20 protein-coding genes are annotated in these 20749 nt (G+C 31.0%); 15 read left to right on the top strand and 5 right to left on the bottom strand.

Annotated elements, in window-relative coordinates:
• Positions 1-10 precede the first annotated feature (10 nt).
• Together L1S33_RS10645 and L1S33_RS10640 are read right to left on the bottom strand one after the other, a co-directional pair.
• A complete protein-coding gene (locus L1S33_RS10645; protein WP_240562307.1) occupies positions 11-3442 on the bottom strand; it encodes a methylmalonyl-CoA mutase family protein in 3432 nt (1143 codons plus the stop codon).
• A gap of 70 nt (positions 3443-3512) precedes the next feature.
• Complete coding sequence (locus L1S33_RS10640; RefSeq protein WP_240562306.1) at positions 3513-3836, bottom strand: hypothetical protein; 324 nt, start codon at positions 3834-3836, stop codon at positions 3513-3515.
• A gap of 70 nt (positions 3837-3906) precedes the next feature.
• Between L1S33_RS10640 and L1S33_RS10635 the strand changes: the two genes are divergently transcribed.
• The 5 genes from L1S33_RS10635 to L1S33_RS10615 all read left to right on the top strand — a co-directional run bounded on the left by L1S33_RS10635 (position 3907) and on the right by L1S33_RS10615 (position 7770).
• Positions 3907-5901: a urocanate hydratase gene (locus L1S33_RS10635; RefSeq protein ID WP_240562305.1), complete on the top strand. Its 1995-nt coding sequence runs from the start codon at positions 3907-3909 to the stop codon at positions 5899-5901.
• 10 nt (positions 5902-5911) lie between these two features.
• Positions 5912-6466 carry a DUF4136 domain-containing protein gene (locus tag L1S33_RS10630; RefSeq protein ID WP_240562304.1) on the top strand — a complete coding sequence of 185 codons (555 nt, stop codon included), beginning with the start codon at positions 5912-5914 and terminating at the stop codon, positions 6464-6466.
• 90 nt (positions 6467-6556) lie between these two features.
• Positions 6557-6724, top strand: a complete 168-nt coding sequence (locus tag L1S33_RS10625; RefSeq protein WP_240551642.1) for a DUF5522 domain-containing protein — start codon at positions 6557-6559, stop codon at positions 6722-6724.
• Positions 6725-6775: 51 nt separating this feature from the next.
• Positions 6776-7480 (top strand): DUF4197 domain-containing protein, encoded by a 705-nt coding sequence (locus L1S33_RS10620; protein ID WP_240562303.1) that lies wholly within the window; start codon positions 6776-6778, stop codon positions 7478-7480.
• Between the two features lie 92 nt (positions 7481-7572).
• Complete coding sequence (locus tag L1S33_RS10615; protein WP_240551644.1) at positions 7573-7770, top strand: Lacal_2735 family protein; 198 nt, start codon at positions 7573-7575, stop codon at positions 7768-7770.
• On the opposite strand, the gene L1S33_RS10610 is transcribed toward L1S33_RS10615, so the two are convergent.
• Positions 7753-8538, bottom strand: coding sequence for an ABC transporter substrate-binding protein (locus tag L1S33_RS10610; protein ID WP_240551645.1), 786 nt, complete (start codon positions 8536-8538; stop codon positions 7753-7755). The two genes, L1S33_RS10615 and L1S33_RS10610, sit on opposite strands and share 18 nt — an antisense overlap.
• A 1-nt stretch (position 8539) precedes the next feature.
• Positions 8540-9355 (bottom strand): orotidine-5'-phosphate decarboxylase, encoded by an 816-nt coding sequence (gene pyrF / locus L1S33_RS10605; protein ID WP_240551646.1) that lies wholly within the window; start codon positions 9353-9355, stop codon positions 8540-8542.
• 62 nt (positions 9356-9417) lie between these two features.
• Here pyrF and L1S33_RS10600 point away from each other — a divergent pair, with 62 nt between their 5' ends.
• From L1S33_RS10600 to L1S33_RS10575, 6 genes are all read left to right on the top strand, one after another.
• Positions 9418-10494 carry an ABC transporter permease gene (locus tag L1S33_RS10600; RefSeq protein WP_240562358.1) on the top strand — a complete coding sequence of 359 codons (1077 nt, stop codon included), beginning with the start codon at positions 9418-9420 and terminating at the stop codon, positions 10492-10494.
• Positions 10495-10980, top strand: coding sequence for a TlpA family protein disulfide reductase (locus L1S33_RS10595; protein WP_240551647.1), 486 nt, complete (start codon positions 10495-10497; stop codon positions 10978-10980).
• 96 nt (positions 10981-11076) lie between these two features.
• Positions 11077-11835 (top strand): triose-phosphate isomerase, encoded by a 759-nt coding sequence (gene tpiA, locus L1S33_RS10590; protein WP_240562302.1) that lies wholly within the window; start codon positions 11077-11079, stop codon positions 11833-11835.
• Positions 11836-11926: 91 nt separating this feature from the next.
• The gene (gene prmA, locus L1S33_RS10585) at positions 11927-12763 is read left to right on the top strand and encodes a 50S ribosomal protein L11 methyltransferase (RefSeq protein WP_240551649.1); all 837 of its coding nucleotides are present in this window, start codon (positions 11927-11929) and stop codon (positions 12761-12763) included.
• A 10-nt stretch (positions 12764-12773) separates the two neighbouring features.
• A complete protein-coding gene (locus L1S33_RS10580; RefSeq protein WP_240562301.1) occupies positions 12774-13085 on the top strand; it encodes an ATP-dependent Clp protease adaptor ClpS in 312 nt (103 codons plus the stop codon).
• A gap of 3 nt (positions 13086-13088) precedes the next feature.
• The gene (locus L1S33_RS10575) at positions 13089-13373 is read left to right on the top strand and encodes a hypothetical protein (RefSeq protein WP_240551651.1); all 285 of its coding nucleotides are present in this window, start codon (positions 13089-13091) and stop codon (positions 13371-13373) included.
• A gap of 354 nt (positions 13374-13727) precedes the next feature.
• Here the strand turns inward: L1S33_RS10575 and L1S33_RS10570 are convergent, their stop codons facing one another.
• Positions 13728-14414 (bottom strand): Crp/Fnr family transcriptional regulator, encoded by a 687-nt coding sequence (locus L1S33_RS10570; RefSeq protein ID WP_240551652.1) that lies wholly within the window; start codon positions 14412-14414, stop codon positions 13728-13730.
• Positions 14415-14518: 104 nt separating this feature from the next.
• On the opposite strand from L1S33_RS10570, the gene L1S33_RS10565 reads away from it, so the two are divergent.
• The 4 genes from L1S33_RS10565 (at position 14519) to ccoN (ending at position 20749) form a co-directional block, all read left to right on the top strand.
• Positions 14519-16894 carry a heavy metal translocating P-type ATPase gene (locus L1S33_RS10565; protein ID WP_240562300.1) on the top strand — a complete coding sequence of 792 codons (2376 nt, stop codon included), beginning with the start codon at positions 14519-14521 and terminating at the stop codon, positions 16892-16894.
• Positions 16895-16897: 3 nt separating this feature from the next.
• On the top strand, positions 16898-18268 hold the full coding sequence (gene hemN, locus L1S33_RS10560; protein ID WP_240562299.1) for an oxygen-independent coproporphyrinogen III oxidase: 1371 nt from the start codon (positions 16898-16900) through the stop codon (positions 18266-18268).
• Between the two features lie 89 nt (positions 18269-18357).
• Positions 18358-18540: a cbb3-type cytochrome oxidase assembly protein CcoS gene (ccoS, locus tag L1S33_RS10555; protein WP_072555424.1), complete on the top strand. Its 183-nt coding sequence runs from the start codon at positions 18358-18360 to the stop codon at positions 18538-18540.
• Between the two features lie 7 nt (positions 18541-18547).
• Positions 18548-20749 carry a cytochrome-c oxidase, cbb3-type subunit I gene (ccoN, locus tag L1S33_RS10550; RefSeq protein WP_240562298.1) on the top strand — a complete coding sequence of 734 codons (2202 nt, stop codon included), beginning with the start codon at positions 18548-18550 and terminating at the stop codon, positions 20747-20749.

Here is a 20749-nt window from a genome sequence, read left to right as displayed (position 1 = left end):
AATAGAATATTTACATATTCCTTCTATATTGTCCACCAACCTTAAATAAAGCTTCCGTAATTTGACCTAAAGAACAGAATTTTGTTGCTTCCATTAATTTATCAAATAAGTTTTCATTTTGAATTGCAGCTTCTTGTAAAATTGCAATTTGAGCAGCAACTTTATCAGGATTAGCTTTGTTTAATAGTTCTTTGGTTTGAATTTGAAATTGCTTTTCTTCTTCCGTAGCTCTAATTACTTCCGCAGGTTGAACTGTTGGAGAACCTTTAGAACTCAAGAACGTATTAACACCAATAATTGGGAATTCTCCCGTATGTTTTAACGTTTCATAATACAAGCTTTCTTCTTGGATTTTAGAACGTTGATACATCGTTTCCATCGCTCCTAAAACACCACCACGTTCTGTGATTCTGTCAAATTCTAACAATACAGCTTCTTCTACTAAATCGGTTAATTCTTCAATAATAAATGAACCTTGAATTGGATTTTCATTCTTTGTTAACCCTAATTCTTTATTGATAATTAATTGAATTGCCATGGCTCTTCTTACAGATTCTTCCGTTGGCGTTGTAATTGCTTCATCATACGCGTTGGTATGTAAAGAATTACAGTTATCGTTAATTGCGTATAAAGCTTGTAATGTAGTTCTAATATCGTTAAAGTCGATTTCCTGCGCGTGTAAAGAACGACCAGAAGTTTGAATATGATACTTTAACATTTGTGCTCTAGAATTTGCTCCGTATTTATTTTTCATGGCTTTTGCCCATATTTTACGAGCAACTCTACCAATTACAGAATATTCTGGATCAATTCCGTTTGAGAAAAAGAACGATAAATTCGGTCCGAATTTATTAATATCCATTCCACGAGATAGATAATATTCTACATAGGTAAATCCGTTAGACAATGTCAATGCCAATTGTGTAATAGGGTTTGCGCCAGCTTCTGCAATATGATAACCAGAAATAGAAACCGAATAGAAATTTCTAACTTGTTTTTCAATAAAATATTCTTGAACATCACCCATTAAACGCAACGCAAATTCTGTTGAGAAAATACAGGTATTTTGAGCTTGATCTTCTTTTAAAATATCGGCTTGAACCGTTCCTCTAACTTGCGCTAAAGTAGTTGTTTTTATTTGTTGATATACATCTGCCGGTAACACTAAATCACCTGTTAAACCTAAAAGCATTAATCCTAAACCATCATTTCCTTCAGGTAAATCTCCTTGATATGTTGGTCTTTCTAATCCTTTTGAATCGTAAATTTCCTTGAACTTCGCTTCAACAGTTTTTTCTAACTTGTTTTCTTTGATGTATTTTTCACAATTCTGATCTATTGCCGCATTCATAAAGAAACCTAACAACATTGGTGCAGGTCCATTTATTGTCATAGAAACCGAAGTCATTGCGTGACTTAAATCGAAACCAGAATATAATTTTTTAGCATCGTCTAAACAGCAAATTGAAACTCCTGCGTTTCCAATTTTACCATAAATATCTGGTCTTTCGCCAGGATCATTTCCGTATAAAGTAACCGAATCGAAAGCAGTTGATAAACGCTTTGCATCCATTCCTAAACTTACATAATGAAAACGTCTGTTTGTTCTTTCTGGTCCACCTTCACCCGCAAACATTCTTGTAGGATCTTCTCCTGTTCTTTTAAAAGGATATAATCCTGATGCAAATGGAAATTCACCGGGAACATTTTCTTGTAAATTCCAACGTAATAAATCTCCCCAAGCTTTGTATTTTGGTAAAGCTACTTTTGGAATTTGAGAATGTGAAAGCGATTCTGAATGTGTTTCAATATTAATCTCTTTATCACGAACTTTAAACGTGTAAATAGGGTTTTTATATTTGGCAACTTTATCGTTCCAGTTTAAAATAACTTCCCAATTATGTGGGTCGAAATTTAATTTCACCTTTTCGAATTGTGCAATTAACAATTTAGCAAATTGTTGATTGTCATCCTGAACTTGTTTCAGGATCTCATCATTATCTAATCCAGTTTTAATAATTTCTACAGTTGAATTTGTAATAGATTCAATTGTTTGATGAATTCCATATAACTTTTGAGCAACAATAACTTGATCGTCAACTTTTTTGTCGTATGCTCTATTGCTTTCAGATATTTCAGACAAATAACGAACTCTACTTGGTGGAATTACAAATATCTTTTCAGACATTTCTTTGGTAATTTCCATGCTCGTTTTTAAATCTGCATTTGTTTTCTCAACCAATTTATCCATAATACGTTTGTACAACGTATTCATTCCAGGGTCGTTAAATTGCGATGCGATTGTTCCAAAAACAGGCATGTCATCCATATGTACATCCCATAAATTGTTGTTACGCATGTATTGTTTTTTTACATCGCGAATTGCATCTAAAGCACCACGTTTATCAAATTTATTGATAGCAACTAAATCAGCAAAATCTAACATATCAATTTTTTCTAATTGTGTTGCAGCTCCAAATTCTGGAGTCATCACATATAAAGAAGTGTCTGAATGTTCTATAATTTCGGTATCAGATTGCCCAATACCTGAAGTTTCTAAAATAATTAAATCGAATTCAGCAGCTTTTAAAACTTGTACAGCTTCATTTACATATTTAGATAAAGCCAAATTAGATTGACGTGTTGCCAAAGAACGCATATAAACACGCTCGTTATTAATAGCATTCATTCTAATTCTATCACCTAAAAGTGCGCCACCAGTTTTTCTTTTTGAAGGGTCTACAGAAATTAAACCAATGGTTTTTTCTGGAAAATCAATTAAAAATCTTCGGACTAATTCATCTACCAAAGAAGATTTTCCTGCACCACCAGTTCCAGTAATTCCTAAAACAGGCGTTTTAGAATTTTTATTCTTTTCATGAATTGCATCTAAAGTTTCTTTAGCAACTTCAGGAAAGTTTTCCGCAGAAGAAATAGTTCTTGCAATGCTTCCAATTTCTTTTTTTGCTAAATCTTCAATTTTTACGTTTAGTTTATCGCCAACAGCAAAATCCGAAGTTCTTACCAAATCATTAATCATTCCTTGTAAACCTAATGCACGTCCATCATCTGGAGAATAAATACGGGTAATTCCGTAATCCATCAACTCTTTAATTTCTTCCGGAAGAATTACGCCGCCACCGCCACCAAAAATCTTGATGTGTGTAGCGCCTTTTTCTTGCAATAAATCATACATGTATTTAAAATACTCGTTATGACCTCCTTGGTAAGAAGTCATTGCAATTGCATTTGCATCTTCTTGGATTGCACAGTTCACTACTTCTTCAACAGATCTATCGTGTCCAAGATGAATAACTTCAACTCCGGTAGATTGAATAATACGTCGCATAATATTTATGGCGGCATCGTGTCCGTCAAAAAGCGAAGCTGCAGTTACAATTCTAACTTTGTATGTAGGTTTATAAGGTGTAATTTGTTCCATTCGTAAAATTTATAGAAAATTGATGTCGCAATTTACGAATTTCTTAAAATAAACAAGAATTCTTTGTCAATTATAAATAGTTAATAAAAGCCCAAAATTTTCGAGTTTTAAGATACTTAAAATCGTGTTCATTTATATAAGCTTCACGTTCAAAACTTAAGTTTTTATAAGTAATAAAAGCATTTTTATATTTGAAAAATTTTATTAAAAACTCCAATCCGTAAAAAATATAGAAGAAAATAATTAATAATTCTTGTTGTTGTTTTAGGTGTGTTTTCTCATGATTGATTAAAACTTTGTTCGATTTTAACTCTTTCTTTTTCAGAATGATAAAAGGGAATAAGGTGATTCCAACAAATCCTTTTGGAACAATATATTTAGAAATAAAAATCATTAATTGTAAAATAAACAAATATCAATCCAAAATAAATATATTTGTTTACAGATACAAAAGAAGTTTAGTCATGACATTTAAAGAGCAAATACAACAAGGAATTCCAGCTATTTTACCAGCAAAAAAAATGTATGATTTAGCTATAAATCATGCACCAAAAAGAAAAGATATTTTATCTGCTGAAGAAAAAAAGTTAGCACTTAAAAATGCATTACGTTATTTTGAAGCAAAACATCACGAAGAATTATTACCTGAATTTGCTGAAGAATTAGAAAAATACGGACGAATTTATATGTATCGTTTTCGTCCTGATTATGAAATGAAAGCAAGAGATATTGCAGAATATCCTGGGAAATCTGTGCAAGCAAAATCTATTATGTTGATGATTCAGAATAATTTAGATTATGCAGTAGCGCAACATCCTCATGAATTAATTACTTATGGAGGAAACGGAGCCGTATTTCAGAATTGGGCACAATATTTATTAACGATGCAGTATTTATCTGAAATGACTGATAAGCAAACGTTAACAATGTATTCTGGTCATCCGATGGGTTTGTATCCTTCAAACAAAAATGCACCAAGAGTTGTGGTAACCAACGGAATGGTAATTCCAAATTATTCTCAACCCGACGATTGGGAGAAAATGAATGCTCTAGGTGTTTCTCAGTATGGACAAATGACTGCTGGAAGTTATATGTACATTGGTCCGCAAGGAATTGTGCACGGAACAACAATTACTGTTTTAAACGGATTTAGAAAGATTAAAAAAGAGCCTAAAGGAAATTTATTTGTAACGGCAGGTTTGGGCGGAATGTCTGGAGCGCAACCAAAAGCTGGTAATATTGCAGGTTGTATAACGGTTTGTGCAGAGGTAAATCCGAAGATTACACAAGTTCGTTTAGATCAAGGTTGGATTGATGAAAAAATCACTGATTTAGATGAATTAGTAGCACGAGTAAATTCAGCAAAACAAAACAAAGAAACCGTTTCAATTGCATATTTAGGAAACATCGTTGAAGTTTGGGAAAAGTTTGATGAGGCAAATGTTCATATAGATTTAGGTTCCGACCAAACATCACTACACAACCCTTGGGCTGGAGGTTATTATCCAGTTGATATTTCTTTTGAAGATGCTAATAATATGATGGCAGAAAACCCTGAATTATTCAAAGAGAAGGTTCAAGAAACATTAAGAAGACACGCAAAAGCAATAAATAAACATACAGATAAAGGAACGTATTTTTTCGATTATGGAAATGCATTTTTATTAGAAGCAAGTAGAGCAGGAGCAGATGTTATGAATCCGAATCCAACTATAGGAAGAGAATTTAAATATCCATCTTATGTGCAAGATATTATGGGACCAATGTGTTTCGATTATGGTTTTGGACCCTTTAGATGGGTTTGTGCGTCTGGAAAATCAGAAGATTTAGCAAAGACAGATGCAATTGCCTGTGCAGTTTTAGAAAAAATAAAAGAAAATTCGCCAGAAGAAGTTCAGCAACAAATGGCCGATAATATTCAGTGGATTAAAGGCGCACAAGAAAACAAATTAGTGGTTGGTTCTCAGGCAAGAATCTTGTATGCAGATGCAGAAGGAAGAATGAAGATAGCCAAAGCGTTTAACAAAGCGATTAAAAAAGGAGAGATTGGTCATGTTGTTTTAGGAAGAGATCATCATGATGTTTCTGGAACCGATTCACCTTATAGAGAAACTTCAAATATTTATGATGGTTCTCAATTTACAGCAGATATGGCAATTCAGAACGTAATTGGCGATAGTTTTAGAGGTGCAACTTGGGTTTCCATTCACAATGGCGGCGGAGTTGGTTGGGGAGAAGTTATAAATGGAGGTTTTGGCATGCTTCTTGATGGTTCTAAGGAAGCATCAAAGCGCTTAAAATCAATGCTTTTCTGGGATGTAAATAACGGAATCTCAAGAAGAAGTTGGGCAAGAAACAGTGAAGCTGTTTTTGCAATTAAAAGAGCAATGAAAGCAGAGAAGAAACTAAAAGTTACACTTCCTAATTTTGTAGATGATGCCTTATTAAAAAACTTTTAAAACCTTAGATATGAAAATTAAAAACTTACTTTTTTTACCGCTAATTGCACTTTTAGTTACTTCATGTAGTTCAGTTAAAGTAACAACTGATTATGATACCAAAGCAAATTTTAATGAATATAAAACATTTGCATTTTATAAAACAGGAATTGATAAAGCAACGATTTCTGACTTAGATAAGAAGCGAATTATGCGTGCAATTGAATCTGAATTATTAGCTAAAGGAATGACTAAATCTCAAACTCCAGATGTTTTAGTAAGTCTTTTCACTAAAAGTAGAGAACGAGTAAATGTAAATAGCAACAACGCTGGTTGGGGTTACGGATACGGTTTTGGTTGGAATCCATGGATGTATGGTGGAATGAATAATAATCTTAATGTTTCGCAACACACTGAAGGAACGTTGTTTATCGATATTATTGATGGGAAAAAGAAAGAATTAGTATGGCAAGGAATTGGTTCTGGAGCTTTAAGAACTAAAGATGTAGAAAAAAAAGAAGCTCGTATTAAGGAATTTGTTGCCGAAATTATGGCTAAATATCCTCCAGGAGCAGAAAAAAAATAATTTAAGAATTATTAAATTTTAATAAATTTATAACGTCAAACTAAACTGAATTCAGTTTAGTTTGACGTTTTTTGTAGATATTTACAAAACATGAGAAATAAAATTTTAAAACCAGAGCCTCACGAGTATTATGAAAACGAACAAGGTTATCGAGTTTTTAAAGAAAATTACCATTTAAGAAGAGGTTATTGCTGTAAAAGTGGCTGTAAACATTGTCCGTATGGTTATGATAAAAAAACAGACAGTTTTAAAAAATAAACATATTTCGTGTTTTTGACCAAGTGTATTCAATAAATTAATAAATAAAAGATGATTAAAAAAGTAGTACTATTATTAATTGTAATTAGTTTTTCTGGTTGTGCAGAATTACAGAAAGTAGTGAGCCAGTTACCAACAGGAGGTGTTTTAACGCAAGAACAAATTGGTGGAGGTTTAAGGCAAGCTTTAGATAATGGGATAAGCAATCAAGTTTCTAAATTAACATCAGAAAACGGGTTTTATAAAAATGAGTTGGTTAAGATTTTATTACCAAAGGAACTACAAACTGTAGATAATGCCTTACGTAAAATAGGTTTAAGTAATTTGGCAGATGAAGGAATAAAAGTTTTAAATAGAGCAGCAGAAGATGCGGTAAAAACAGCAACTCCAATTTTTGTAAGTGCTGTTAAAGACATCACATTTTCGGATGCTAAAAATATTCTTTTAGGAGAACAAAATGCAGCGACTTCTTACTTACAAGGAAAGACAGAAAATGCTTTGTTTAGTAGCTTTTCACCGGTAATTAAAAATTCTTTTGACAAAGTTGGGGCAGATAAAATATGGACAAATTTAATTACTAAGTATAATAATATTCCGTTTGTAAATAAGGTGAATCCAGATTTAACAAACTATGTTACAACTGAAGCCTTAAAAGGTGTTTTTACTATGATTGCTGTAGAAGAAAAAGGAATTAGAGAAAAAGTCGGTTTACGAAATACAGCTTTATTACAGCAAGTATTTGCATTACAAGATTAGGGGATAAAACCTCTTTTTTTGCTGAGTTTTAAAATTAATTGTTTATAAATTAGATTTTTACGTATATTTATAAACAATTAATTTTTTGCATTATGTCACGACTAAATCAACTTAAAAGATATCGAAAGCACTTAGAAGAACGCTATAATAAATTAGTAGAAAGAGCTAACGATTATAAATATGTTGATGAGGGTAAAAGTGATAGATCTGCTTTTAAAGCAATGAAAGTTTTGGAAAAGCTAAATAGAGTTAAGTATTTAGATCAAGAAATTTCAAAAGCTATTTCTTAGTATTTTAAAATACTCAAAAGCTTTTAAAAGTCTACTTCCGTACCAAGAAAACATTTCTCCATCAACAAGTTTAATCTTTATTTGAGGTAGTGTTTTTTGCAGTTCAAAAATGTGTTTTTCTGTAAAAGGATAAGGTTCGGACGATAATAAAATAGCATCAACAGAAGCTAGTTTTGTAATGTCAACTTCAGGATAACGTTCTTTGTTTCCAAAAACATTTTCAAAATTATTTAGTTCTAATATATGATTGATGAAAGTTGTGTTTCCAGCAACCATCCAAGGATTTTTCCAAATAAAATAAGCAGTTTTTATCGTTTTTTCACCTTTTATAAATTGCTGAAAATCGATTAGTTTATCATTTAAATCATTCAGTAGTTCTGAAGATTTAGAAACACAATCAAAAATTTCTCCGTATTGATTGATGAGTTCTATTACATCATCAATTGTGAAAATATCAGAAACATGAGTTGGTGCAATTTTAAGACAAGATTCAACAATTTCTTTGGTGTTTTCTTCTTTATTACAAAGAATAATATCGGGTTGTAAAGCTTTTATTTTTTCAATGTTGATGGTTTTTGTGCCACCAACAATAGTCTTCTCATTTCTTAATGAAGAAGGATGAATGCAAAACTTAGTTAAGCCAATAATACTATCTTTTAAACCTAAATCAACCAATAATTCGGTCTGACTTGGCACTAAAGAAACAATTCTTAGAGGAGTTTTTTTTAACTCCAAAATACTTCCAATTTGATCTTGGAACCTTTTCAAATTATTGATTTAAAATTTCAGCCATTTGAATTTGCAATTCTTTCGCTTTTTCAGCAGCAGAATTAGCAAATTTTTCATCTTTAGAAGCGTAAATAATTCCGCGAGAAGAATTAATTAACAAGCCTATATTTTCTGATAAACCATATTTACAAACATCTTGTAAGTTTCCGCCTTGTGCGCCAACTCCAGGAACTAATAAAAATGAATTCGGAATTATCTTTCTAATTTCAGCAAAATATTCAGCCTTTGTAGCACCTACTACATACATTAAGTTTTCACTATTCTTCCATGATTTAGAAGTTTCTAAAACTTGTTTATAAAGTTCTTTTCCATCAACAGTTTTTGTTTGAAAATCAAAAGCACCTTCGTTTGAAGTTAACGCCAACATAATAGTATGTTTGTTCTCAAAAGCTAAAAAAGGTTCAACAGAATCTTTTCCCATATAAGGTGCAACGGTAACAGAATCAAACGCTAAATCTTCAAAAAAGGCTTTCGCATACATTGTTGAGGTATTACCAATATCGCCACGTTTAGCATCTGCAATTGTAAAAATTTCAGGATGCTTTTCATTTAAATAGTTAATCGTTTTCTCTAAAGATTGCCAACCTTTTATTCCGTAAGCTTCATAAAAAGCAGTATTTGGTTTGTAGGCAACACATAAATGATGCGTTGCATCTATAATTGCTTTATTAAAAGCAAAAATTGGATCTTCTTCTTGCAATAAATGCGATGGAATTTTAGCTAAATCTACATCTAAACCAATGCATAAGAAAGATTTCTTTTTGATAATTTGAGCTACAAGTTGTTCTGTTGTCATTACTATGGATAAAAGTTATGCAAAAGTACACTTTTTTAACGCTTTCTACTATCTTTGTTTTAATGATACGTTACCTTTTTAATAAAATTTTCTACGGATTTTTAACACTTTTTGGTGTGGTAACCGTTATTTTCTTTTTGTTTAATATTTTACCAGGAGATCCTGCAAGAATGTTGATGGGACAAAGAGAAGACACAGCGCAGTTAGAGAACATCAGAAAAAAGTATGGTTTCGATAAACCTGTTTTTACACAATATTTATATTATTTAAATGATGTTTCTCCGCTTTCTTTTCATAGTAAAGACAAAGAAAATTACACTTTTTTATCTGAAGGAAAATATACGCATCAACAACTATTTTCAGCAGGAACTACAAATGTGGTTTTAAAATACCCTTATTTACGAGAATCATTTCAAAAAAACGGAAAAAGTGTTTCATCAGTCATTTCAGAAACCTTACCTAATACAGCAGTTTTAGCTGTTTTTGCAATTGTTATTGCTATCTTTTTCGGAATAATTTTAGGCGTATTTTCCGCCTTGTATAAAGATACTGTTTTCGATAGAGTTATAGCTGTTATAAGTACTTTGGGAATGAGCGTTCCGTCTTTTTTCTCGGCAATACTGTTTGCTTGGTTCTTCGGATTTGTCTTACACAAATACACCAATTTAGAAATGACAGGAAGTTTATATGAAGTAGATAATTTTGGTGAAGGAAGTTATATTCAGTGGAAAAACTTGATTTTACCAGCAGTTGTTTTAGGAATTAGACCGTTGGCTGTAGTTATTCAATTAATGCGAAATTCTTTATTAGAAATATTGAATCAAGATTATGTAAGAACTGCAAAAGCAAAAGGACTAACCATGTATCAAGTGGTAAAAAAACACGCGCTTAAAAATGCGTTAAATCCTGTTGTTACTGCAATTTCTGGTTGGTTTGCATCCATGTTAGCTGGAGCTGTTTTTGTTGAATATATTTTTAACTGGAATGGTTTAGGAAAAGAAATTGTGAACGCGTTAAATACCTTAGATTTACCTGTAATTATGGGGAGTGTTTTGGTAATTGCCACATTGTTTATAATAATTAATATTCTGGTTGATGTTATTTATAGCTGGCTAGATCCAAGAATTAGATTGAATTAAATGAAGAAACTTATCCTATTAATCACACTTGTTTTTGCAAGTTGTAATTTCGAAACTCCAACGCAATTTTCAGAAAAAGCAAATAATGATATTCTCTATTCTTTAGACGGCACAACACAAACTTTTAAAGAAGTAATTAATCAATACAAAGGAAAAAAAGTATTGATAGATGTTTGGGCGTCTTGGTGTGCAGATTGTGTAAAAGGTTTACCAACTGTAAAACAACTACAAAAAGAATTTCCGGAAGTAGTATTCTTATTTCTTTCGGTTGATAAAAAGAGTAACTCTTGGAAAAACGGTGTTAAACGATTTAATATTAAAGGAGAACATTATAATTTGCCTAAAGGGATGAAAGATGGCGATTTTGTAGATTTCTTAAATGCTAGTTGGATTCCACGTTATGTGGTAGTTGATGAGGTTGGAAATATTTCTTTATTTAAAGCTACTAAAGCTACAGATAAAAGAATTACAGAAGCCTTAAAGTAATTACAACGTTTTAGTAACTTCTAATTTTTTTTGCAACAATTTTTACTATTCTTTTGTAACTTTACAGATATAATTTTACATCAATAAAACAGATTTATGAGAGCAAAAATAGTTGCAGGAAACTGGAAAATGAATAACGATAAAGATGCTACAAAATCGTTATTAAAGGATCTTAAAAAGAGTATTAAAAATTTACCTTTAAAAAATACAAGAGTTATTGTAGCTCCAACATTTGTAAATTTATCTTCAGCATTAAAAAGAACAAAGAAAACTCAAATTGAAGTTGTTGCTCAAAACATGCATCAATCAAAAAGTGGTGCTTTTACTGGAGAAATTTCAGCTGAAATGTTAAAAAGTATTGGTGTAAAAACTGTTATTTTAGGGCATTCAGAAAGAAGGTCTTTATTTGGAGAAACAGATAATATTCTTGCTAAAAAAGTAAATGCAGCACTTTCAAATAACTTAGAAATTATCTTTTGTTTTGGAGAGCAATTAGAAGATAGAAAATCAGGAAACCATTTTAAAGTAGTAGAAAGTCAACTAAAAAATGCACTTTTTCATTTAGAAGCAGCTGCTTTTAAAAACATTGTTTTAGCATACGAACCTGTATGGGCAATTGGAACAGGAGAAACTGCTAGTCCAGAACAAGCACAAGAAATGCATGCTTTTATTAGAAAAGTATTAGCAGAAAAATACAATCAAAATACAGCTTTAGCTGTCTCTATTTTATACGGAGGAAGCGTAAAACCAGCAAATGCTGAAGAAATTTTTTCTAAACCAGATGTAGATGGTGGTTTAATTGGTGGAGCAGCTTTAAAGGCTGAAGATTTTACAGCAATTATTAAAGCAATTTAAAAGTAGTTAATTTGTAATACTTCTAAAGAAAACTAATAAATTTGCATCGAGATTTTAAAAATCTTGATGCATTTTTTTTGAATACAATTTTATGGATAATATTTATATAGAGTACAATTTTTCAGTTTCTCCAAAAGAGCCTGGAGTAGAAATTTTAATTGCAGAATTAGGAAACGTTGGTTTTGAAAGTTTTGTTGAAACGGAAGAAGGTGTTACTGCTTATGTTCAAAAAAATGAATGGAATTCAACAATTTTAGAATCAATTTTTATTCTTTCTTCTGAAGAATTTAACATTGAATACACTAAAGTAGAAGTTGCGCAAACTAATTGGAATGCAGAATGGGAAAAGAATTTTCAACCAATTGAGGTTGATAATTTAGTTAGTGTTCGTGCACCATTTCATGAAAATCCAAATTTAAAATACGATATTGTTATAGAACCAAAAATGAGTTTTGGTACAGGTCATCATGAAACAACTCACATGATGATTCAGCATTTAATTGATTTGGATGTTGAAAATAAAAAAACATTAGACATGGGTTGCGGAACTGGAATTCTAGCAATTTTTGCTGAAATGAAAGGAGCACAACCTATTGATGCAATTGATATTGATAACTGGTGTTATGAAAATTCTGTAGAAAATGTAGCGCGTAATAATCGTAAACACATATCGGTTTTTGAAGGAGATAGTTCTTTGTTAGTTAATAAAAAATACGATGTAATTATCGCAAATATTAACAGAAATATTTTATTAAACGACATGAAAACGTATACAGATTGTCTAAATAAAGATGGAGTTTTATTGTTAAGCGGGTTTTATAAAGAGGATATTTCTACAATAGATGCAGAAGTTTCTAAATATGGTTTATCTTTAGCAAAAACAATAGAACGTAATAATTGGGTTGCTTTAAAATACCTAAGCAAATAATTAATTAAGTATGAAGAAAATTAATATTCATATAAAAATAACAAAGTCTAGCGCAAAAGAGGAAACGCAAGAAGAAGTTGATGTACTAGAGAAAGAGGTAAATCAACATCAAATTGTATTACATAATGATGATGTAAATACATTTGATCATGTTATAGATTCTTTAATGGATGTTTGTGAGCACACTTTAGTGCAAGCAGAACAATGTGCAACTTTGGTACATTACAAAGGAAAATGTACTGTAAAAACGGGTGAGTTTAAAGATTTAGAGCCTCGTTGTTCTAAATTATTACAATTAGGTTTATCTGCAGAATTAGTTTAGATTATGGAAAATGTTTTTAGATATTATGATTTTTCTACTTTTTTTATAGATAAATCAGGTGCTTTTTCAGGGAATGAAATTGCGTATACAGAATTAAATACCGAACATTTTTTAATTTTCGAAAAAAATATTAAAAATAATTTAGAACATTATAATTTATACGTTTCTAAATATGTTGGCAAAAAAGAAATAGGGCAGAAACCTCCGGAAATACTACAATTGTTGGTAGAAAATTATGATAAGTCTTTACCAGAACATCGTTTAAAAATTAAACAATATTTATATTAAAATCTCAAAAAAATCTTTTTTTTGAGATTTTTTTTGTTCTCAATGTGACCTATCAAATAATTGTGTGTCATAAGAGTGTAGATAAGTTAGTTATATTTATAGAATTAGTTAAGTTCATAGTAAAATTTAGAAGATATAGTTCCCTTAAGAATTAGTCCCTGATAATTAAAGCTTCTCAGAGTACGTTTTACCTCTTAGTTTTTCGAAAGAAAGACACTCAGAAATGAGAAGTTTAATTTAGAAATTGTAGCACTGCAAAGTGCATTAAAGATAGTAGTAGTTAGTTTTATACTAAGTTTGGTTAGACGAAAGACCTCAAGCATTTGCTTGGGGTTTTTCTATTTGTATAATTAACTAAAATCCTTGAGATTCTTTGGTTAAACCATTTAAGTCAAGAATAAAAATATCTTTACCCGTTAACTGTATGTATTTTTTCTTTTTAAATTCAGACAGTAATCGAATTGCACTTTCTGTTGCAGTACCAATAATATTAGCTATATCTTCTCTAGATAAATTAATATCAATTGCATTATTTTCTTTCTTAGGAAACTTTTTATCTAAATAGGTAAGTGTTAGCGCAAGTCTTTGTTTAACTGTTTTTTGCGCCATGTCTACAATAACATTATCTGCATTTTTAAGAGATAACGCCATGTTTTTTAAAATATCCATAGTAAAATTTGGATTCTTTTGTAAGTCGGTTATTATCTCTTCTTTAGGAATAAAACAAACTTCCATATCATTAACAGCAGTGGCTTTAAGGTTGGAAACTTCAGCATTAATTAAACTTCTTTCTCCTAATAAATCACCCTTTTTAATTAAATTAATAATTTGCTCTCTCCCATTATCACTCATTTTAGAAACCTTGCAAATCCCATCTTTAATACAGAAAACACCATTAATATGCTCACCTTCATTAAATAAAACTTCACCTTTTTTAATTATAGTAGTAGTCTTACAGCTAGAAATTCTAACCAACTCATCTTTGGTTAGCGTTTTAAGCGAGTTAAATTGACGAACAATACATTGGTTACAGTTACTCATCGAAAGACTTATTAGTGTGGAACTCAAAGATAATTAAAAGCTGATAAATATCATATTTTAAATTGATTTCTTATTGGAAATTTGTACCAGGCAAACGAGTAAATATGAAAGACATAACGTGTTTTCATTGTGGTAATGAGTGCGATTCAAAGAATATAGCTATTAAAGAGAAGTTTTTCTGCTGCAATGGTTGTAAAACTGTTTTTGAAATTTTTTCTGAAAACGATTTAACTTGTTACTATGATTTTCAAAACAATCCTGGAGCAATTCCAGAAGAAATTGCTGGAAAATATGATTTTCTAGAAAATAAAGCTATTGTAGCAAAATTACTAGAATTTAGCGATTCTAATATTCAAATTGTAAACTTATACATTCCGCATATACATTGTAGTTCTTGTATTTGGGTGCTAGAAAATCTACATAAACTACAAGAAAACATAAGCTCTTCTCAAGTAAATTTCCCTAAGAAAACGGTTAGAATTACTTTTAATGCTGAAAAAACAACTCTTAAAGAGATTGTGTTTTTATTGAGTTCAATTGGTTATGAACCTTATATAAGTTTAGAAGATTATGAAGTTGGTAAAAAGAAAGTAGATAGAAGTCTAATTTATAAATTAGGTATTGCAGGTTTTGCCTTCGGAAATGTTATGTTCTTATCTTTTCCAGAATATTTTGAAGTTTCTGGCTTTTGGTTAGATCAGTATAAGAATGTTTTTCGTTGGTTAATGTTTTTCTTTTCATTACCTGTAGTTTTTTATTCTGCACAAGATTATTTTATTTCAGCATATAAAGGTTTAAAAGCAAAAATTTTAAATATTGATGTTCCAATTGCGTTAGGAGTTTCAGTTTTATTTATACGAAGTTCTGTAGAAATAATATTCGATTTAGGAACCGGTTTTTTCGATAGTTTAACCGGTTTGGTTTTCTTTTTACTCTTGGGTAAGTTTTTTCAACAAAAAACATATAATTTTTTGTCTTTTGAGCGCGATTATAAATCGTATTTCCCAATTGCTGTTACCAGAGTTTCTTCAGATAAAAAAGAAGAAAATATACAGATTTACGATGTAAAAAAAGGAGATCGATTATTAATAAGGAACCAAGAGTTAATTCCTGTTGATGGAATTCTAATAAACGGAAATGCACAAATTGATTACAGTTTTGTAACAGGTGAATCTAAGACTATAAGAAAACAATCTGGAGACAAACTTTTTGCAGGTGGAAAGCAAGTTGCTGGAGCCATAGAGTTAGAGGCTTTAACATCAGTAGAGCAAAGTTATTTAACACAATTATGGAGTAATGATGTTTTTAAAAAAGAGCATAAATCTAATTTTAAAACACTTACTAATTCAATAAGTAAGAATTTTACAGTAACAGTTTTATCAATAGCAATTATATCCTTAGTTTTTTGGTTGTTTTTTGATGCAAGTAAAGCATTAAATGTTTTTACAGCTATACTAATTATTGCTTGTCCGTGTGCAATTGCACTGGCAGCTCCATTTGCATTTGGTAATTTATTACGCATTTTAGGGAAGCAAAAATTCTATGTAAAAAACACGGATGTTTTAGAGCAATTAGCAGCAATAGATACCTTGGTTTTTGATAAAACAGGAACCTTAACTTCAAACAAAAAGAATACAATAAAATACGAAGGAGATTCACTTTCTGAACCTGAAGAAATATTGTTAAAAAATACACTTCGAGGTTCAAATCATCCATTAAGTAGAGCTTTGTATAATTTGTTAGATAAAAATGATATTATCACTTTAGATTCTTATGAAGAATATGTTGGAAAAGGAATTGAGGCTAGTTATCAGAATAAAAATATTAAGGTAGGTTCTGCTAAATTGGTTAATAATGCTATCGAAGAAAAAGAGTTAAACACTGCTGTACATATTAGTACAGATAATACATACAAAGGAAAATTCACTTTTTATAATAGCTACAGAAAAGGGGTTTCAAAATTGTTTAATAAGTTAAAGCAACACTATAATTTGGTTATTCTTTCTGGCGATAATGACAGTGAAAAAGAGAATTTGGAAAAATTACTTCCTGCAAAAACAAAGCTGATTTTTAATCAAAAGCCAGAAGATAAGTTAGAATATATCAAATATCATCAAACTGAAGGTGCAAAAGTTGTAATGGTTGGCGACGGTTTAAATGATGCTGGCGCGTTAGCACAAAGTAATGTTGGTATTGCAATTGCAGAAAATGTAAATGTGTTTTCGCCTGCTTGCGATGCTATTTTAGATGCTTCAAAATTACATCTCTTAGAAAAATATATTTCAATCGCAAAATCTGGAATCTCAATTGTAAAATGGAGTTTTGCTTTGTCTTTTATCTACAATATCATTGGTTTGTATTTTGCAATTACAGGGCAATTAAAGCCCGTTATTGCCGCAATTTTAATGCCTTTGAGTTCTATAAGTATAGTTGTGTTTACAACTATTGCTACAAATTTAATAAGTAAAAAAATAAAGTAAAAGATGAAGAATTCTCTCATACAAAAATACAATATTCCAGGACCAAGATATACAAGTTATCCAACAGTTCCTTATTGGGATAACAACACTTTTTCAAAAGGAAAATGGATAGAAACTTTTAAAAAATCTTTTTCAGAAAGTAATTCTGAAGAAGGAATTAGCGTTTACATTCACTTGCCATTTTGTGAGAGTTTATGTACGTTTTGTGCATGCCATAAACACATTACAAAACGTCATGAAGTAGAAGAGGAATATATTGAAACTGTTTTAAAGGAATGGAAATTATATGTTGCTTTAGTTGATGAAAAACCAATTATTAAAGAATTGCATTTAGGAGGAGGAACACCTACTTTTTTCTCCAAAGAAAATTTAAAATATTTACTAGATGGGATTTTTAAATTCGCAGAAAAACACCCAGAATCTGAGTTTAGTTTTGAAGGACATCCAAACAATACTACAAAAGAACAGTTACAGACACTTTATAATTGTGGTTTTACAAGAGTAAGTTTTGGAGTGCAAGATTATAATGAAAAAGTACAAAAAGCAATTCATAGAGTTCAACCTTTTGAAGCCGTAGCAAAAGTTACTAAATGGTCTAGAGAAATTGGATATACATCTGTAAGTCACGATTTAATTTTTGGATTACCACATCAAACCAAAGAAAACGTAATTCAGAGCATCAACAAAACAAAAGAATTGCAGCCAGACCGAATCTCTTTTTATAGCTATGCTCATGTTCCATGGGTAAAAGGTGTTGGTCAACGTGGTTTTAATGAAGAAGATTTACCAAAAAACGATGAGAAAAGGGAACTTTATGAAGTAGGTAAAGAGCTTTTTGCTGAATTAGGTTATGAAGAAATTGGTATGGATCATTTTGCTTTAAAAACAGATAGTTTGTATAAAGCAACCATCAAGAAAACACTGCATAGAAACTTTATGGGTTATACGGCCAATAAAACGCAATTAATGATTGGTTTGGGAATGTCTGCAATTTCCGATTCTTGGTATGGATTTGCGCAAAATGTAAAAACGGTAAAGGAATATCAAGAATTAGTAAATGAAGGAGAAATCCCAGTTTTTAGAGGGCATGTTTTAACGGAAGAAGATGTAATTATAAGAAAACATATTTTAAATATGATGTGTCATTTTTCCACTTCGTGGGAAGAAGAAACTATGAAAATAAATACTATTGAAACACATTTGTCATTGTTAAAAGAAATGGAAGAAGATGGTTTGGTTGCAATAGATTTAGCGTCAAAATCTTTATCAATTCCGGAAAAAGCAAGGCCATTTGTAAGGAATATATGTATGGCTTTTGATGTCCGTTTATTAGATAATAAGCCTAAAACACAATTATTTTCCATGACGGTTTAATTTTTTAAAAGAAAATCTAAACATGACAAATATCATATTTTAAGAAATCAATCAGTATTATTTTTGAGGTATAATTTATCAGGCAAGATATGAGCGTAATATACCTACTACTTTCACTAAGTATTCTAGTGGCAATTGTATTCTTTATCGCATTTATTTATTCAGTAAAAAATGGACAGTACGATGATTCGTACACGCCATCTGTACGTATGTTGTTTGAAGATGAATTGGTTAAAGAACAACCAGAAGAACTAACAAAAACTAAACATTAAATTAATTATGGAAATGCAACAATTTTATTACGATAATAAAATCGTTAAGAAGTTTATCTACGCTACTCTACTTTGGGGAATTGTAGGTTTTAGCGTAGGTTTACTTCTTGCTTTTATGTTCTTATTTCCCAATGTAACTAGCGGAATTTCTTGGCTAAGTTTTGGGCGTTTAAGACCACTACATACAAATGCAGTAATTTTTGCCTTTGTAGGAAATGCTATTTATGCAGGAGTTTATTACTCATTGCAGCGTTTGTTAAAAGCAAGAATGGCAAGTAACTTTTTAAGTAATTTTAATTTTTGGGGTTGGCAATTAATTATTGTTGCTGCTGCAATAACATTACCTTTAGGATATTCTACTTCTAAAGAATATGCTGAATTAGAATGGCCAATAGATATTGCTATCGCTTTAGTTTGGGTAGCTTTTGGAGCAAACATGATTTGGACAATCTTACAAAGAAGACAACGCCATTTATATGTTGCTATTTGGTTCTATTTAGGAACTTTTGTTACCGTTGCTGTCTTACATATTTTTAACAGTTTAGCATTACCAGTTAGTTTTTTAAAATCATATTCTGTGTATGCAGGTGTACAAGATGCATTGGTGCAATGGTGGTACGGACATAATGCTGTGGCATTTTTCTTAACCACACCTTTTTTAGGGCTGATGTATTATTTTGTTCCTAAAGCAGCTAATAGACCTGTGTATTCATATAAATTATCAATTGTACACTTTTGGTCTTTAATTTTTATATACATCTGGGCAGGACCACATCACTTATTATATACATCTTTACCAGAATGGGCTCAAAATTTAGGAGTAGCATTTTCTATAATGTTATTAGCGCCTTCTTGGGGTGGAATGATAAACGGTCTTTTAACGCTTCGTGGAGCTTGGGATAAAGTACGTACAGATCCGGTTTTAAAGTTTATGGTTGTAGCAATTACTGGTTATGGTATGGCAACTTTTGAAGGACCAATGTTATCGCTAAAAAATGTAAATGCAATTGCACATTTTTCTGATTGGATTATAGCACACGTTCACGTTGGAGCTTTAGCTTGGAACGGTTTCTTAACTTTTGGTATGTTATACTGGATGATACCAAGATTATTTAAAACAAAATTATATTCTACAGCGTTAGCAAACTTTCACTTTTGGATAGGAACTTTAGGTATTATAATGTACGCTTTACCAATGTATGTTGCAGGTTTTGTGCAAGCATCTATGTGGAAACAATTTAATCCAGATGGTACATTAACTTACGGTAACTTTTTAGAAACTGTAAATGAAATTATACCAATGTATTGGATGCGTGCTATAGGAGGAAGTATGTTTATTATTGGAGCTTTTGTAATGCTGTATAATGTTGTAAGAACTGTTAGATCAGGTAGTGATGTTACAGATGAATTGGCAGAAGCACAAGCTTTAGAAAAAGTTTCTAAGCATAGAACATCAGGAGAAGCATGGCACACTTGGTTAGAAAGAAAGCCTATTAAATTAACAATATTTGCAACTATTGCAATCTTAATTGGTGGTGCTGTACAAATAATTCCAACATTGTTAATAAAATCAAATATTCCAACAATTAGTACTGTAAAACCTTATACACCTTTAGAATTAGAAGGAAGAGATATTTACATAAGAGAAGGTTGTGTAGGTTGTCACTCTCAAATGGTTCGTCCGTTTAGAAGTGAAGTAGAACGATACGGAGAATATTCTAAAGCGGGAGAATTTGTGTACGATCATCCATTTTTATGGGGATCAAAAAGAACAGGGCCAGATTTACATAGAATTGGAGGTAAATATTCAGACAGTTGGCACTTAAATCACATGTATGATCCACAAAGTACCTCTCCAGGATCAATTATGCCTTCTTATCAATGGTTATTAAAAAATGAGCTAGATAAAACAGGAACTGAAGATAAGTTAAAAGTTATGGTAAGCTTAGGTGTTCCTTATACAGAGGAAGAAATAGCCAATGCACAAGCAAATATGGACGCTCAAGGAATAAAAATTGAAGAGAACTTACATCAAGATCCAGACTTTGCAAAAACGTATGAAGCTGATAAAAAATATGCACAAGAAAATGGGCAGGATTTTATTGAAATGAAAGACAGAGAAATTGTGGCGGTTATAGCTTACTTACAAAGGTTAGGTGTAGATATTAAGCTAAAAGATGTTCAAGACAAACTAACTTCTAAAAACTAA

Source organism: Tenacibaculum aquimarinum (assembly GCF_022478115.1).
Lineage (GTDB): Bacteria > Bacteroidota > Bacteroidia > Flavobacteriales > Flavobacteriaceae > Polaribacter > Polaribacter aquimarinum_A.
Note: the sequence above shows the minus strand (reverse complement) of the source record. Positions and strands in the feature narration are given on the sequence as shown.